Source organism: Polaromonas sp. P1_F9, assembly GCF_056405615.1.
The window spans coordinates 180849-197654 of the sequence record NZ_JBFUBT010000007.1; the positions used below are offsets into that span (position 1 = coordinate 180849).

13 protein-coding genes are annotated in these 16806 nt (G+C 59.5%); 7 read left to right on the forward strand and 6 right to left on the reverse strand.

Features of this window, described 5'->3' with window-relative positions; translation table 11 throughout:
* The first annotated feature begins 157 nt into the window (after nucleotides 1-157).
* A complete protein-coding gene (locus tag AC1DYR_RS19790; protein ID WP_477706599.1) occupies nucleotides 158-1078 on the forward strand; it encodes a LysR family transcriptional regulator in 921 nt (306 codons plus the stop codon).
* Nucleotides 1079-1235: 157 nt separating this feature from the next.
* Here AC1DYR_RS19790 and lnt read toward each other — a convergent pair whose 3' ends face one another.
* The 4 genes from lnt to AC1DYR_RS19810 all read right to left on the reverse strand — a co-directional run bounded on the left by lnt (nucleotide 1236) and on the right by AC1DYR_RS19810 (nucleotide 5536).
* Nucleotides 1236-2846: an apolipoprotein N-acyltransferase gene (gene lnt, locus AC1DYR_RS19795; RefSeq protein ID WP_477706600.1), complete on the reverse strand. Its 1611-nt coding sequence runs from the start codon at nucleotides 2844-2846 to the stop codon at nucleotides 1236-1238.
* Nucleotides 2847-2904: 58 nt separating this feature from the next.
* A complete protein-coding gene (locus AC1DYR_RS19800; RefSeq protein WP_254806495.1) occupies nucleotides 2905-3687 on the reverse strand; it encodes an HlyC/CorC family transporter in 783 nt (260 codons plus the stop codon).
* A 375-nt stretch (nucleotides 3688-4062) separates the two neighbouring features.
* The gene (locus tag AC1DYR_RS19805; RefSeq protein ID WP_477706601.1) at nucleotides 4063-4800 is read right to left on the reverse strand and encodes an N-acetyltransferase family protein; all 738 of its coding nucleotides are present in this window, start codon (nucleotides 4798-4800) and stop codon (nucleotides 4063-4065) included.
* 262 nt (nucleotides 4801-5062) lie between these two features.
* On the reverse strand, nucleotides 5063-5536 hold the full coding sequence (locus tag AC1DYR_RS19810) for an Lrp/AsnC family transcriptional regulator (RefSeq protein ID WP_477706602.1): 474 nt from the start codon (nucleotides 5534-5536) through the stop codon (nucleotides 5063-5065).
* A 117-nt stretch (nucleotides 5537-5653) separates the two neighbouring features.
* Between AC1DYR_RS19810 and hppD the strand changes: the two genes are divergently transcribed.
* The 5 genes from hppD (at nucleotide 5654) to AC1DYR_RS19835 (ending at nucleotide 10169) form a co-directional block, all read left to right on the forward strand.
* Nucleotides 5654-6805 (forward strand): 4-hydroxyphenylpyruvate dioxygenase, encoded by a 1152-nt coding sequence (gene hppD / locus AC1DYR_RS19815; RefSeq protein WP_477670116.1) that lies wholly within the window; start codon nucleotides 5654-5656, stop codon nucleotides 6803-6805.
* A gap of 33 nt (nucleotides 6806-6838) precedes the next feature.
* Nucleotides 6839-7654, forward strand: coding sequence for a transporter substrate-binding domain-containing protein (locus AC1DYR_RS19820; protein WP_477670117.1), 816 nt, complete (start codon nucleotides 6839-6841; stop codon nucleotides 7652-7654).
* Nucleotides 7642-8544: a phenylalanine 4-monooxygenase gene (phhA, locus tag AC1DYR_RS19825; protein ID WP_477706603.1), complete on the forward strand. Its 903-nt coding sequence runs from the start codon at nucleotides 7642-7644 to the stop codon at nucleotides 8542-8544. The genes AC1DYR_RS19820 and phhA overlap by 13 nt, the downstream gene beginning before the upstream one ends.
* Nucleotides 8545-8945: 401 nt before the next feature.
* Nucleotides 8946-9473, forward strand: coding sequence for a hypothetical protein (locus tag AC1DYR_RS19830; protein WP_477706604.1), 528 nt, complete (start codon nucleotides 8946-8948; stop codon nucleotides 9471-9473).
* 162 nt (nucleotides 9474-9635) lie between these two features.
* Nucleotides 9636-10169, forward strand: coding sequence for a class I SAM-dependent methyltransferase (locus tag AC1DYR_RS19835; RefSeq protein ID WP_477706605.1), 534 nt, complete (start codon nucleotides 9636-9638; stop codon nucleotides 10167-10169).
* Here AC1DYR_RS19835 and AC1DYR_RS19840 read toward each other — a convergent pair.
* Nucleotides 10156-13173, reverse strand: coding sequence for an ATP-binding protein (locus AC1DYR_RS19840; RefSeq protein WP_477706606.1), 3018 nt, complete (start codon nucleotides 13171-13173; stop codon nucleotides 10156-10158). The genes AC1DYR_RS19835 and AC1DYR_RS19840 overlap by 14 nt on opposite strands.
* Nucleotides 13174-13388: 215 nt before the next feature.
* Complete coding sequence (locus AC1DYR_RS19845; RefSeq protein ID WP_477706607.1) at nucleotides 13389-14300, reverse strand: M4 family metallopeptidase; 912 nt, start codon at nucleotides 14298-14300, stop codon at nucleotides 13389-13391.
* Between the two features lie 726 nt (nucleotides 14301-15026).
* On the opposite strand from AC1DYR_RS19845, the gene AC1DYR_RS19850 reads away from it, so the two are divergent.
* Nucleotides 15027-16796 carry an adenylate/guanylate cyclase domain-containing protein gene (locus tag AC1DYR_RS19850; RefSeq protein WP_477706608.1) on the forward strand — a complete coding sequence of 590 codons (1770 nt, stop codon included), beginning with the start codon at nucleotides 15027-15029 and terminating at the stop codon, nucleotides 16794-16796.
* Nucleotides 16797-16806: the final 10 nt, after the last annotated feature.

Below are 16806 nucleotides of genomic sequence, written 5' to 3' on the forward strand. Positions count from 1 at the left end.
ATTTCCCTGGCCTTGCGGCCAAAGGTGGCTCATCGTAGCGACGCTGGCACGCCTCAGCGATGCATAATGTAACGAGGGGTATGAATAAAACTCACACCCCTCAGCGGCATGGCCCCATGCATCTCCGGCGACCCGGCAGCGACATACCCGCAGCGACATGAACCTCAGGCAACTTGAAGTTTTCCAGGCGGTGATGCAGACCGGCAACATGAGCGCCGCTGCGCGGCTGATCTGCATCACGCCCTCGGCCGTCAGCAAGACGATTGCGCACACGGAATTGCAACTGGGCTACAAACTTTTTACCCGAGGCAAGGGCACGCTGGCCCCCACGCCCGAAGCGCGCGTGCTGTTTGAAGAATCCTCACAAATCCACCAGAAGCTGGACGGGCTCAAGCGCATTGCCGTCAACCTGCGGCAGTCGGCCGGCGGCCAGGTACGGCTTGCGGCCATCCCGTCCGTCAGCCACGAGTTTCTGCCGCTGGTGCTGGAAAGGCACATGGCGCGCTACCCGCGCGTTCGCATCGAAGTCCGCACGCTGCACCAGGACCAGATGGTGCAGGCACTGTTGACTCGCAGCGTGGACTTTGCCCTTGGTTTTTATGAACACCCACACCCGTTGTTGACCAGCTCCACGCTGGTGAGCGGCCCGCTTTACCTGGCCGTCACGCGCGACATCTGGCAGCGGGCCGTGAAGGCAAGGCGCCAGAACCCGATGTCCTTCCTGGCCAGCATGCCGCTGATACGGCTGGTGGGGGAAGACCCGATGTGCCAGTCGATCGACGACCTGGCGCGCCACCTGGGCCTGACCGCCCCCGAAGGGTTGCAGGTGCATACCTCGCTGCTGGCGCTGGAGCTGGTCAAGCGCGGCATGGGCTGGACGGTGGTGGACTTCCTGACGGCCAGCAACCTGGACCCGCAATCATTGACAGCGGTGCCGCTGCATGACTTTGCCCAGGCGCCACTCCAGATGTATTTTGCGAGCAGCACGCCGCCGGGACAGGATGCGCTACGCATGCTGGAAATGCTGCCGGAGCTATTGCATGGCGTGATGGCCGAGGGAATGACTCCCCTCCGTTGAGGCTCACTGCGTGTAGCCTCCTCCCCCCTCATGGGGCGGCGCCTGCGGCCTGGCAAAGCCAGTTCCGCGGCCCCTGCTGGCAATTCGTCATCGCTATTAAATCAATAGCTACCAACCAATATGCTACTTGGGCTAGAGCCCTAAAAGACTGTTGTTTTTAGCGGCGACGACGAAACGCCAACGCGAGAACAGCAATGCCCAGCCCGAAACCCCACAGCGGCCAGAGGCCGTAGCGGGACACCCACTGGGCATACGGCGTGATGCCGTTGCGGCCCTGGACGTCGCCGTTCAGCACGCCGCGCGTGTGGCGTTCCAGCGAATGCGTGACCTTGCCCTGGTGGTCGATGATGACCGTGGCGCCCGTGTTGGTGGCGCGGATCATCGGCCGGCTGAATTCCAGCGCGCGCATGCGCGAAATTTGCAGGTGCTGGTCAATCGCCACAGTGTTGCCGAACCAGGCGATGTTGCTGACATTGACAAAGATCGTCGGGGCGAGCGCAGGATCGATGAAGCGCGCACCGAGCTCTTCGCCAAAAAGGTCTTCGTAGCAGATGTTGGGCGCCAGCCGCTGGCCCTTCCATTCGAAGGAGGCCTGCCCGACCGCGCCGCGGTTGAAGTCGCCCAGCGGGATGTGCATCATGTCGATGAACCACCTGAAGCCTGGCGGTATGAACTCGCCGAACGGCACCAGGTGATGCTTGTCGAAGCGGTATGGCTCTGCTTGCCCAGGCTTGAAGCCCAGCACAGAGTTGGCGTACCCGGCCTGGGAGCTGCCAATCGGCAGGCCGATCAATGCCGCCTGGTTGCCGGCGGCAAACCTTGCCTGCAGCGCTTGCCAATAGCCTTCCGGCAATTGCTGGGGCAGCACGGGGATGGCGGTTTCAGGCGCCACCACCAGCGGCGCTTTTGCATCGCGCAGCTGCTGGCCGTACCAGCGCAGCGCCGTGGCCACGCCTGTGCCGGGCTGGAATTTTTCGTTCTGGGGAATGTTCCCCTGCAGCAGCGTGACGCCCAGCGCCTCGGCCGGCTGGGCCGGGGCGTCGCCAGGCCAGGCACTTTGCACCGGCAGATAACCCGCCACTATGCAGACAACCAGGATGCCGGTCACATTGAGCCACTGCACATGGGATGCGCGCAGTGTCATCGCCAGCCATGCTGCAACCAGCGCGGCCAGGAAAGTCAGCCCATGCACGCCCACCCACGCGGCCAGCGGCCTGGCCCAGCCGTCGACGTGGGCATAGCCGCCCTCCCCCCAGGGAAAGCCGGTAAAGAATTCGACCCGGGCCAGCTCTGCCAGCAGCCAGAGGGCTGCAAACACCGTGGCACGTGGCAGCCTGCGCCTGGGCGCCAGCTTCACGAAAAATGCGCAGGCCGCTGCGTAGTAGAGCCCCAGAAAGGCGGCGAGCAGCACGATGGCCAGTACGGTGAGGGGCGCTGCCAGCCCGCCGTAGTAGTGCATGGAAATGAACAGCCACCAGAAGGTGCTGCACAACATCGCCGTGCCGAAAAGGCCGCCCATCCAGGCGGCGCGCTTCCAGGAGCGGCAGCTGTCAAGTTGCGCGGCAAACAGGAAAAGCGCCAGAAGTTGCAGCCACCACAGCGGCTGGCCCTGTGCAAAACCAAAATCAAAAGGCCAGGCCATGCTTACTGCATGGGTGCAACCAGCTATCAAAATAATAGCGACCTGGAACGGGGAAATGCCTTTGCGCGGCGGCGGGTTGCGCGCGTGCTCAAGCAACGCGGGCAGGGTCGGGAGATGGGACATCATGCTTTGAATCGAATCCCGTCCCATAGTCAGCCCGCCCTTTTTTTTCGTGAATTCGTTGTCAGACGCCGGCGCTGACCGGCGACACCTTGAACCAGCGCACGGCCCCACCTTTGGTGTGCAGCACCGTGAACTGCAGGCCGGCCAGCGCGTAATGCTCGCCGCGCTTGGGAACATGGCCCATCTCGTGCGCGACCAGCCCGCCGATCGTATCGAAGTCGGTTTCGGGCAGCGTCACACCAAAAGCTTCGTTGACACGCTCGATGGAGGTGTCGCCGCTGACGCGGTAGGTATGGTCGCTGAGGCCGAAGATGTCGCCCTCGTCTTCGGCGATGTCGAATTCGTCCTCGATCTCGCCGACGATCTGCTCGAGCACGTCTTCAATGGTGATGAGGCCGGCCACGCGGCCGAATTCGTCAATGACGATGGCCAGGTGGTTGCGGTTGCCGCGGAATTCACGCAGCAGGTCGTTCAGCCCCTTGCTCTCCGGCACAAAGACGGCGGGCCGGAGCAGGGCCTTGATGTTGAGTTCGGGCGCGCGCTGCAGCTTGAGCAGATCCTTGGCCATCAGGATGCCGAGGATGTTTTCCTTTTCACCTTCGTAGACGGGAAAGCGCGAGTGGGCGGTGTCGATCACCAGGTGCAGCAGTTCGTCGAACGGCGCGTCGATGTTGATCACATCCATGCGCGGGGCAGCCACCATGACATCGCCCGCCGTCATGTCGGCCATGCGGATCACCCCCTCGAGCATCTCGCGGCTCTGGGCTCCGATGACGTCATTGTCCTGGGCTTCCACCAGGGTCTCGATCAACTCGTCTTTCGAGTCGGGGCCCGGGTGGAGCATTTCAGCGAGCTTTTGCAAAAAGCCGCGTTTGTCTTCTGGCCTGGAAGACCGACTGGGGGGAACGTCGGACACGTGATGGGCGGTCGGTAGTTGTGAAGGGGCTAAGGATAGCTGAAATCCTTGGCGGTGAGCAGGCGTAATTTGCCGTCGCGGGCCGAAGCGGTTGGCTTTTTGTATTTCCTGTTTGGGTTTGTGTCCATTCAGGGCCACGCGCAGGGAGTTTGGATGACTTCAGGCGCCCAGCCACCGGGAATAAGCGCAAGAAGCTATCGAATTGATAGCGCCAGGCGCGCCTTTACCGCATCTACTGCCTGGCTTGAGCCTGCACGCAGCCGGCTCTTGCGCCGCCCCTGCGCCGGCCCCAGGCTGAGGCCATCACATCGGCATGCGGTCCCGCCCATCGCGCACGCCCTGCCGCACCTCCTGGACCATTGCCAGCAGATCCCAGAACTGCTTGGCCTGAACCTTGAGGCGGTAGTCGGTCTGGGCGATCTGCTCTTCGACCATTTCGGTCATGCGCGAGTCCAGGTCGGCCGGTGGCAGCTTCAGGTAGGCCTCGCTTTCAGAGCCGTCGCGTTCGATCGTGGCGCCGGCCTTGCGTGCGATGTTGAGCATGGCGGTGTTTTCGCTGAGCGCGTGGATAAACATCATGTCGACACCGTTGTTGCGGGCGTGCATGACGGCGCGGTCAAAAAGACGCGAGCCGTAGCCGCGGCCACGCGCCTGGGCCAATACAGACACGCCGAACTCGGCGCAGCTTTTCAGGTTGGGGTCGGTGCTATGCGCCAGGTGGGCCATGGCGATCAGTTCGAGCTTGCGGTTGTAGATGCCGAAAATCTCGTCGCGCTCGAAGTTGAGCCCGTCTACATAGCGGTGAATCTGCTCGTCGTTGGCCGAATAACCAAAGCGCAGGTAACGGTCGTGGGGGCCCAGCGCCAGCAAATGGGTGGCGATGCGCTTCCCGTGGCTGGGACCGATCGAGCGGATGGGAACCATGACGGGCTGGACATGACGCGCTGGAGGCGCCGCAGAGGTGCGCTCTTCCACGGGAGGCCGGAAGAATTCCTTGCCTGCGTTATAGGATGCTCTTAAAAGCGTGCTGGGTGTAACCATGATCTCAATATAAGGGTTTTCCCTAGAATCAACAGTCTAGGGGCTTCTGAACCAGCGTCAATAGAGGGTTGTTTCAAAAAAACGCCCTTATATCGATTTTGCCCAATAAATAAGGGCGCAGGCAGCTATTAAAAATATAGCAAACCAGCACTTCCAATTGTTCCGGCGTGTAAATCGTTGCAATACAGCAACACTCTGCACACGTATCCGGGCAACTCAGGCACATGGGAACGCCGGTTCCCCGGCCTCGCCCCGGCTCAGCTCACAAAGGAACGGCCGTCGTCGCCTTGACCCGGTCCAGCACAAAACTCGTTTTGCAGTCCTGCACGCTGGGGTGTTTGAGCAGGGTGTCCATGATGAAACGGCTGTAATGCGCCATGTCCTGCACCAGCACCCGCAGCAGATAGTCCATCTCACCAGTCAGTGCTGCGCACTCGGCCACCTCAGGCCATGTCTGCACACTGGCCCGGAACAGGTCCATCGGGTTGCGTTTGTGGCTTTCGGTGTGCTTTTCCAGCCGTACGTTGATGTAAGCCGTGAGTCCCAGCCCCACGGATTCGGGCCTGACGAGCGCCACATAGCGGTCGATCACGCCGCTTTCTTCAAGCCGTTTCACGCGCCGCAGCACCGCGCTGGGCGAGAGGCCCACCTGCTCGGCTAACTGATCGTAGGTGGCGCGGCCATCGTCCTGAAGGCTGCGCAAAATATGCCGATCAAGCTTGTCGAGTGTTTCCATTCAAGTAATTTTGCAGGTTTACTGCGTCAATGACAATTGAAGCGCCCCATTTCGCAGTAAAACTGACTGCCAGCGCCGCTAAAGTCAGTTTATACGCACACCTATCTGGAGACACGCATGAATGCACGCGACGACACTGCCCTGAACTTTGAACAGGGCGCGGCCTGGGACAACCCCATGGGCACCGACGGTTTTGAGTTCATTGAATATGCGGCACCCGACCCTGTCGCCATGGGTGCGTTGTTCGAGCGCATGGGCTTCACGCCGATTGCCAAACACCGCCACAAGAATGTCACGCTGTACCGCCAGGGCGGCATCAACTTCATCCTCAATGCTGAGCCCGACTCGTTTGCCCAGCGCTTTGCGCGCCAGCACGGCCCCAGCGTCTGCGCCATCGCTTTTCGCGTGCAGGACGCCAAGGCCGCCTATGAACGCGCAATCTCACTGGGCGCCTGGGGGTATGCCCACACATCGGCGCCTGGTGAGCTGAACATTCCGGCCATCAAGGGTATTGGCGATTCGATCATCTACTTCATCGACAAATGGCGCGGCAAGAACGGCGCGCAACCCGGCGACATCGGCAACATCGGCTTTTACGACGTGGACTTTGAAGCCTTGCCCGGCGTGCAGGGTGACGCGCTGAACCCCGCCGGCCACGGCCTGACGTATATCGACCACCTGACGCACAACGTGCACCGCGGCCGCATGGACGAATGGGCCGGCTTTTACGAACGGCTCTTCAATTTCCGCGAAATCCGCTACTTCGACATCGAAGGCCAGGTCACCGGCGTGAAGAGCAAGGCCATGACCAGCCCCTGCGGAAAGATCCGCATCCCGATCAACGAAGAGGGCAACGAAAAGGCCGGCCAGATTCAGGAGTACCTGGACCGCTACCAGGGCGAAGGCATCCAGCACATCGCCATGGGCAGCAACGACCTGTTCACTACGGTGGATGCATTGCGCAGCAGCGGCGTGAAGCTGCTGGACACGATCGACACCTATTACGAGCTGGTCGACAAACGCATCCCCGGACACGGCGAGAGCGTGGCCGATTTGAAGAAGCGCAAGATACTGGTGGATGGAAAAAAGGGCGCGTTGCTGCTGCAGATCTTCAGTGAAAACCAGCTCGGCCCGATCTTCTTCGAGTTCATCCAGCGCAAGGGCGACGACGGTTTCGGCGAAGGCAATTTCAAGGCGCTGTTTGAAAGCATCGAGCTGGACCAGATGCGCCGCGGGGTTTTGTCGGGCGCCAAGGCAAGCGCACAATAAAGTTTTCCATCCCCCAACCTCACGGAGATTGCCATGTCACTTTGCCCGCAACTGCCCCATCGCCTGGCCGCATTGGGTGTCGCCACCGCTGCATTTTTTGCGGTGACGGGGGCATATGCCCAGACGGCGGTCAGCGTCGCTCCGGCCTCCAGCCTGGACAGCGTGCAAAAAGCCGGCGTGCTGCGCATCTGCACGCCGGGCGACTACAAGCCCTTCAGCTTCCAGAAGCCCGACGGCACGTTTGAAGGTATCGACGTGGACCTGATGGCCTCCCTCACGGCCAGCCTGGGTGTGAAGCCTGAGTGGGTCAAGACCAGCTGGTCCAACCTGATGCCCGACATGGCGGGCGGCAAATGCGACATGGCTGTTGGCGGCATCTCGGTAACCACCGAGCGGCAAAAGCGCGCCTTCTTCAGCACGCCCTACATGGTCAACGGCAAGACGCCAATTGCGCGCTGCGCCGATGTGGCCAAATACCAGACCGTGGCCGACATCGACAAGCCCGCCACGCGCGTCATCTTCAATCCGGGCGGCAGCAACGAGCGTTTTGCCCGCGCCAACTTCAAGCAGGCGCAGATGCGGCTCAACCCCGAGAACCTGACGATCTTTGACGAAATCCTGGCCAACCGCGCGGATGTCTTCGTCACCGAATCAGCCGAGGCGATCACCCAGCAGAGGCTGAAGCCGGGCCTGTGCGCGATCAACCCCGACAAACCGCTGCAGTACGGCGAAATGGCTTACTTGTTGCCGCGCGGGGACGTGACGTTCAAAGCTTACGTGGACCAGTGGCTGCACCTGGCCAAAGCCAGCGGTGACTACCAGCGCGTGGAGAGCCAATGGCTGAAGTAGAGAGCAACACGCCACCGCCGGCGGTCTACGGCCAGTCTGACCGCCCGCCGCGGGGTGACTACGCACGTGGCGGCCAGGTCAACGCGGACTACACCTGCCCCCAAAACTATGCGGCCTATACCGCGCAAGACCACGACACCTACCGGCGCCTTTACACGCGGCAGTCGGCGCTGCTGGCGGGCCGGGCCTGCAGCGCATTTATCGAAGCCCTGCCCAGCCTGGGCGCTAGCGATGCCATTCCGCGGTTTGAAGACGTGAACGAACGGCTCTTCAAAGCCACCGGCTGGCAGTTGGTGGGAGTGCCCGGGCTGATTCCCGAGGTGCCTTTTTTCACCTTGCTGGCAAATCGCAAGTTTCCGGTGACGGACTGGATACGCACGCCGGCCGAATTCGACTACATCGTCGAGCCCGACATCTTTCACGATTTGTTCGGCCACGTGCCGCTGCTGTTCGACCCGAGCTACGCCGACCACATTCAGGCCTACGGCAAGGGCGCGTTGAAAGCGCATGCGCTGGAGCATGGTGCGAATGGCAAAGAACCGATCCCCGGTGCGGTGGAAATGCTATCGCGCCTGTATTGGTACACCATCGAGTTCGGCCTGATGCGCGACAAACAAGGCAACGATGAGGTCCGGGCCTACGGCGCCGGCATCCTGAGCAGCCCCGGCGAACTGGCCTGGAGCGTGGAGTCTGCAGAGCCCAAGCGCATTTCACTGCGGGACAACGCCGACCTGCTGCGCTGCATGTCGTCGACCTACAAGATCGACAGCTTCCAGCAGCAATATTTTGTGATCGACAGTTTTGAGGCGCTGCTGCGGCTGACGGAGCCGGACTTCACGCCGTTTTACCAAACGCTGGCCGACGCGCCCCAAGCCGGTAGACCGTCTTAAGTCTTAATTTACCCAAATCCTCACGCATCCCGGCGCCCCTTACCGGTTCGTCCGGCCACCGGCAGCATCGGCGCCGCTTGTCGCAACCACCGCCCCAATATTTGCAGCCAAGCTATTGCGAACTCACGAATGTCCTGCCTGGCGAAAGACACCAACATTGCACTGATACGACAGTGAATGGCGCTGCAACTTTCTGGCAAATCAGTGCTGCGTTCAAGTCGTTCCTCCTACAAAATGAGGAAGTAAATATTTGTTACCTCACTTACGATATCCTTCCAGATGCATCGGTCCGCGAAGTTTGCCGCTCCTTACAAAAAGGGGTACCAAATAAGAGCTTTACTCGTACAGGCAGTTTTCGAACCTCGCAGCAATTCCATTAACCGTAACAGCAGGAGAAATTTATGGGCTTTTTCATGAAAGAACACGACATCTACATCGGCACGATGCTGGATGAATTGAACCTGCGCTTTGCGCCCTCGCAAGGCAAGGAATCACATTTTGGCGGCATCCTGGAGATGGTCGCCCTGCAAAAGGAGTTCAAGCTCTTCAAGAAAGGGCGCTCGTTCAAAATGAGCTGCGCAGCCCTCAACCTGGGCGCCCGCAACAACGAGGTCAAGAACCTGTGGCAAAACCTCCTGGGCAACCTGCACAAGCACGAGTCCAACAGAAAAGGCCAGAACGGCGATGCCGCCATCGTCAACGCCCTCATCAAGAACCTGGCATCCAAAACGCCTTTGCCGGTTTTCTTCACCTCTCACGACATGCGCGGCGACAAGTCAAATGCAGAAGTGAAAATCATCGACAAAAGCCAGCCCGTCCATTACTTGGAGCAGGACTACCTGACGATTTCCATTCCCATGCAGCCAATCTCCGCGACCAAAAAATCCGCCGTCAAACCTGCTGCCAAGAAGCCTGCAGCCAAAAAATAAGCAGGTCGGCTGCGAACCATGACCGGGAATCTCCCAGCTGGGGATCACCTGGCGGAGGTGTACCTGGACATTGACCGGTACTACTCCGGGAAAATAATGGCGTATGGCGCCACTCCCTTGGGGGTGGCGTGGCCCTGCCAGCCAACGCAGGAGTTGCGCTTTGTGCAACTCCTGCGCGTATGTGAATCGGAAATGTCCTTCTCACTGAATGACCTCGGCTGCGGCTACGGGGCTTTACTGGCGTTCCTGGCCAAACGGCACCGGCGCAAGAAAATCGACTATCTGGGCGTGGACCTGTCCGCCCAGATGATCAAGGAGGCACACAGCTTGTGGGGCAAGCAGCTGGCCACCAAATTTCTCGTCGCGAATACCTGCCCGCGGGTAGCGGACTATTCGCTGGCCAGCGGCATCTTCAACGTCAAGCTGAATCAAAGCGAAGCACTCTGGACGCATTTCGTCGAGACGACGCTGATGACCCTGCGCGCCACCAGCCGGCGAGGCTTCGCGGTAAATTTTCTGGCGCCTCTGGCTGAGGGGGAGACGACTCAGACGGAGCTCTACAGAACGCCGTCCCGCGTGTGGCAGTCCTACTGCGAAAAAAACTTCCAGGCTCGGGTTGAAGTGCTACAAGGCTACGGCATGCGCGAGTTCACGCTGCTGGTGCACCTGAATCAGGCGCCAGTTAACGCCCCATGAGTTCTGCCAGTCGGCCACGTTCGCTGACCAGCGACTGCTCATACACCCTGGCACCCGTCTGTTTGATCAACTGCTCCGCCTGGTTAAAAAGCTCCACCGCGCTTTCCAGTGAGCCGGCATCAGCCGCCTGGCGCAGCACGCCGCCCCACACAATCAGCGCTCGGCACTCCGTCAGGCGATTGCTCCGCTTCTGCGAAAGCGCAACCGCCTCTTTCGCAAGCGTCAGCGCTTCGTCCTGCTTGCCCGCCCTGTAGTGGCACTCGGCGAGGCTGGCCTGTATTTCGGTTTCGAACTCCACGGCCACACGCGTGACCATCACGAGGTCCAGTGCCTGCGAGTAGCTTTGGTGCGCAGACTCCAGGTCACCCCTCGTCACCTCAGCCAGTCCATTGCACCACAGAGCAAACACCCTCGAGTAAGGACTTCTGTGCTCCTGCGCGATCTTGGAGACTTTTGTGGAGTGCTCATGCGCCAGCATGGCATTTCGGAAGCATGAGGCGAGCTCGACAGACAAGTGGTGGGCGATTTGCCCGATCACGGGATCATCCAGCCCCTCATCGGCCGACAGCATTTTTTGCAGGCATTCCCTGGCATCTTCTAACCGCCCCATCCGGATCAGCAAGCGGGCACGAATGCCCAGCACCCATTGCTCAATGCTGAAATCAATGAACTCCCTGTCGAACTGATCGATGCTCGCCATGCCCTGCATGGCGGCATCGTTGGCGGCCAGGCCCTGCTCAAGCAGTCCCGCCCAGGCATACGCCTGACTCAGGGCAACATTCAGCATGGCGACCCGCCCGGCATCCCCGCCCGGCGGTGTGAGCGCCAAGGCCTTAAGGACACAGTCTACATAGTCATCTGCCGCGCCACCGCCGGACTGCAGAATTCGTCCTTGCGCAAACAGCAACAGTTGTACCAACCGGCTGTCGACCTCGCTCGCATGGCCTATGGCCTCGTGACTGATTTTCTGAACTTCTTCAGGGCTCAACCCTTCCCGCCAGCCAAGGTAAACGATTCGCCCGCCGGCCAGGGCTCGCAAACTATTGACTTGCGGCGACCGCTCCTGCCCGTCAAGCAAAATCCACACTTTGCGCCAATGCTTGATCGCCTGCGCCGAATTGGTGGAGCCTGTCCATTTCGCCGCACGCGCCTCGTGCTGCGCCGCATTGAGTGGCTGGCCCGCGGCTTCATAGTGATAAGCGATCAGCGCGGCGAATTCGCCCGGCTGGGCACTGTAGTGCGCCTCCATCGCGATAGCCACCGCAGCATGCAGATTCGCGCGCCGCGCTTTGAGCTGGGTGCTGTAAGCCACCTCCTGGATGAGAGGGTGCCGGAAAGCGAAGCGGCGCCCGCCTGCGATCTCGCGCAGCAACTGCAGCAGTTCGGCCTCGCACAGGCCGTCCAAGCCGGTCTCCAGTTGACTCACCAAATAGACAGCAACGTCTTGCAGCACGGCCAGCGGAATTTCCTTGCCGATTACGGCACAAACATGCAGTAGTGTTCTCTGGGTAACCACCAGCCGGTCTATGCGTTCGCCGATCACTGCCTGCACGGTCGCGGGCAAAGCATGCGCCAGGGATGCAACGTCCGGCTTCCGCTGGCCCAAAGCTGCCAGCGAGGCGTTCTTTTCAATCAGGGAGTGCGCCAACTCCTCGGCAAAAAAAGGATTGCCGGCGGAACGTTCCACAATGAGCGGGAAAAATCCAAGCAGCTCGGGATGATGGCTCAGCCGTTCGCGCACCAATTCTTCCGTATCGGACAAACTCAAGTCCGCCAGCGACATCGCCCGGAAGTGGGGCATCGTCCCCCAGGAAGCCTGGTAACCCGGCCTGTAGTTGAGCAGCAGCAGCGTTTTTGTTCCGGCCACGGCAGCGACCAGCGCCGAGAGGAACTCCGCGCTCGCCTCGTCCAGCCAGTGGAGATCTTCGAAAACAATGACGGAAGTGGTTGCACCGGCCTGCTTGACAAGTTCATCCAACAAGCCCAACAGCCTGGCACGCCGCGCCTTGGCGTTGAGAGAGCAGGGCTGACTGTTGGACTCGGCCACGCCAAGAAATTCGCTGAGCAAGGCCAAATCGTCCGCCGACACGGCGCCGAGCTTTGCCAGCCCCCGAACAATGCATTCCCTTGCAGCGGCGGCGTCGTGTGCCGGCGTGATATGAAAAAAGCAACTGCGCAGCAGCAGCAGTACCGGCTGCAAAGGCGTCGCATGGCCATACAGCTGGGTTCTTACTTCGAAGACAGGTACATGGCGCAAATGGCACCATTGGGCGAACTCGTGGCAAAGCCGGCTCTTGCCCGTGCCGGGCGCGCCGCACAAACCGATCGCTGAACCCGCTCCATTTTCGGCGCTGCGCAGCGCATCCTGCAGCACGTTTAACTCTTGCGCTCGCCCTCGAAAAAGCGACAGCGCTGCTTCGTGAAAGCTGTGGTGCTGCACATCGTTTTTCATGCCCAGCAGCGCATGCAGTTCGACGGGCTCCGCAATACCCCGCAAAGAGTGCTTGCCCATGGGCCGCACGTCGCAGGAAGAGCGCACCAGCGCCAGGCAGTCAGCCGTCAGGCAAATCCCCCCGGGCTCCGCCAGTGCCACCACGCGGCTGGCAAGATGAATTGCATGGCCATGTACACCGCCACCCCGAGTGGCATCGATCGCCTCGGAGTCCAGAGCGATCTGGCCGGAATGCAGGCCTACACGAATGCGCAAGCTCGAGTCTGGGCCTTCGAAGGCGGCCTGCATTGCAAGCGCGGCCTCGCAGGCAAGGCTGGCATGTCCCTCCAGCGCCCTGGGCACACCGAACAAGGCCAAGATGCCGTCACCCAGCGTACGCACCACGGTGCCACCGAAGCGCTCCACCGCATTGCACATACGCTGCACGGCGGGCCGCAATTGCTCCATGGCCTGCTCCGGGTCCAGCCCGGCAACATGCTCGGTGGAGCTGACAACGTCTGCGAACAGGATGGTGGCGTGCTTGAGCGCACCCCACTGGATTTCAGATGCCAAGGGAGCCAAGGCACTGGCAGGCTCTTGCACACTAAGCCCGAAGGCGGCGCCACAGTTGCCGCAAAACCGGTTCGCAGCCGGGTTCACGGTCAGGCACGATACGCAGCGCAACGACATCTCTTTTCTAACCCTCTCCACGACAGGAAACCCACGACGAATCGTTGCACGACCCCATCAACAAATCAAGGCATTAGTTCCGGCAGCGGCGTCAGCGCTCAAGGCATCACTTTGACGACTTGCCAAGCGGAGGCGACGGCCTTGAGCTCTTTCGACTTACTGCCGAAACGCGCGCTCGCGACGCGGCTTGTGGCCCGCGCTGCGTCCAGGAAAGTGGCCTTGGGTTTGAGCTTCGCGAAAGCCTCGTACCAGATAGGTCCAGCCTTCCCCCAGGAATATCCGCCTATTTCTTTTGCAGCCAGATAAAACGCGTGATTGGGTATACCCGAGCTGTCATGAACATCCGCGCCATCGACATACTCCTCCATGGTCTTGAACTGGTCGTCGTCGTACCAGGTCAACTTGCGGTTGCCGGGGTCTTTCAAGGAGCGAATGGCCCGGCCATGCTGCGGCGCGAGCATGTTCACGCCCAGCAGCCAGTTCGCCTGGCCCACTGTCTGGCCCGCATGCCACTGTTTAACCATAGTGCCCATGACATCGGAGAAGGATTCATTGAGGGCGCCAGCCTGGCCCTGCAGCGCATGCGTTTGCTCCGGGAATTCGCGGTCCTTCAATGGCAATCGGTACACACCCAGCCCGCCGGGGATCATGTGCTGAAGAACGCCGTGGGTAAGCTCGTGGGCAATGATGTCCAGCGCCTCGGTGAAGCCGCCGACATTCTGGTCACCGTCCCCGTACACCATCTGTTCACCGGTCCACATGGCATTGGCAAAATCCTTGCCGAAATGCACGGCCGACTCCACGTTCATGCTGCGGTCGTCGAGGGAGTCCCGCCCGAAAACCTGGTGGTAGAAATCCAGAGCGATGCCGGTGTTGTCATACACCTGGTTGACGGCGCGGTCCCTGACCGGCTTGTCCCCTTCATGCCGCACGGGTTTGCCCGGCAGGTCGGTGTCAGTGCCGGCATTGAAAATACTGCGGCGATAGGCTTGGCCCGGCATGAAAGACATCGGGGACGAGACCGGGAGGGCGGCACGCGCGCCCTGCTTGGAGCAAACGTGGCGGTGGGTGCGCAGCCGCGCGCTATGCTCAATATGGCCGTTGAGCTGTGTGCGATCATCTTCCCCAGCTTTTTCTGCGAGTTTGCTGAAGAGCTTGGAAGGGACTGCATAACAAATGCAGCCATACACAGATTTCATAGATCTTGCCCTCCAACCCGACGAACCCCCTCATGGCTTTCATTTCCGGGCGCCTCGCCGATCGGTATGCGAGCACCTGCATCATCATTCACCGCGATCAAGGGCATACCAACGCTCGCCATTCCAAGATTAATTAATCGCCAACCCATCAACGCCGCCAGCGGGATCTGAACTGGCACACCCTATATTGACAGGGAAGAGCTTCATCTCGCGCAATGCCACGAAAAGATACTGAAGCGCATTGTCGCAGCCAGAGCTGTTCTGAATTTACACACTGCGAGTCCCCGATTCCGCTTCACATAAACCCAAAAAACCAGCCGCCATGCAAAGGGCCTGCTTTTAACCGCCCTTAATGCCGCCGGTCTAATGGGAACTTACGACTGACGCACTTTTAGTCGAAAATGTTGTAATTCAGCACCGATACAACAGTGAACCGCACCAAGGGGGGTCATAGCACATCAGGTGTTCATTACACGCACTTCCTCCTACAAAATGAGGAGGTAAAAAATTGTTACACCGCTTACGATGCACTCCCTGATGGAATTACCGGCACACATGAACCGAAGCACGAAGGTGCTGCTGGTCATGGACGTGGTGGAGTCCGTCAGAATCATGGAGCAGGATCAAGATGGTTTTGTGCGGCGGTGGCAAGAACTGGTACAGCAAATTGAGCTGCAAATTCTGCCGCTGCATGGCGGTCGCATTGTCAAAAGCCTTGGGGACGGTTTAATGCTGGAATTTGCCAACGCCCAAGGATCTGTCAAAGCAGCCTTCGCTATTCAGCACTTCTGCCAACGTGCCAATGCGGCCTTCCGCCCAGAGCAACAGATGCATCTGCGCATGGGCGGCCATTTGGCGAGCTTTGTGACCGACCAGCATGACATTTACGGCACAGACGTAAATTTGACAGCGCGCGTCTGTACGTTGGCGGGGCCCGGTGAGATAGTCGTGACGTCCGATCTGCGTGATCAACTTTCGCCAGTGCTGGATGCGGACGTTGAAGACCTTGGCGAATGCCACCTTAAACATGTCAAAGAGGCGATTCGAGCCTACCGTGTCGGGCCGCCGGGCAATTCGCCTGTTGTCCCCCCAGGTAATGCTATTGAATTGAATTTGCGACCAACCATCGCCGTCATTCCTTTCGCAATGCGTAGCACCGAGCCCGGACACGAGTTGCTTGGCGAGGCCCTGGCTGACGAGGTTATTGCAGCTCTCTCCAGAACATCTGAGCTTCATGTGATTTCTCGATTGTCAACAACAGTGTTCCGTGAGCGGAAGGATGCTTTACAGGAGATTCGAACTCATCTGGGGGCCACCTACGTATTGTCTGGCACCTGTCGCAGCGCGGGCACACAACTGGTGTTATTTGTTGAGTTGATTGAGGCGAAGACAGGTCACGTTCTTTGGGCAGAAAGCCTAAAGGGTGCAGTGCAAGGCCTGTTTTCCACAGATGATGATCTGGTCATTCGCCTCGTCGCTGGCGTTAGCTCGTCGGTCATGTCAAAGGAGCTGCAGCGGGCGAGCGGCCATTCCTTGCCCACACTTGAAGGCTACACCTTATTGCTGGGAGCGGTCGCCCTCATGCACCGGACGGCATTTAGCGATTTTGATCGTGCACGGCAAATGCTGGAGCACCTCATTGATCGAAGTAAGCGGCATCCCGTTCCCCACGCGTGGTTGGCAAAGTGGCATGTTTTGAGAGTACAACAAGGCTGGGCAGAGAATGCAGAGAAAGAAGCTCAACTTGCGCTTGATTGCACGAAAAGAGCGTTGGATAACGAACCAAATTCCGCCTTGGCACTAACCATTGATGGCATGGTTAGAACCAATCTGTTAAAGGACTTTGATACTGCTTTAACTCGGTATGAGTCTGCAATCGCAGTCAACCCGAACGAATCAATGGCTTGGCTTCTAAAGGGAACACTCCACGCCTTTAAAGGAGAAGGTCATAAGGCGTTGGAAGGTTCAGAAAGAGCTCTTAAGCTGTCCCCCCTTGATCCACTGAAATACTTTTATTACTCGCTCGCAGCAACAGCAGCGCTCTCTGCCGGCAATTATCAGCGATCACTGGAATTGGCACAGCTCTCACTGCGGGCTAATCGTACACATACGTCCACTCTTCGAGCTCTGACAATTGCCCAAGTTCAACTTGGAAAAGTAACCCAAGCTGAAGAGACGCTCGCACTTCTGTTAAAGCTGGAGCCAGACTTAACTGTTCGCTCATATCTTTCTCGAAACCCTAGCGGAAAGTTCGCGACCGGCCAAATATGGTCTTCCGCGTTACAACAAGCTGGGTTGCCCTACTAATTTCTTAACT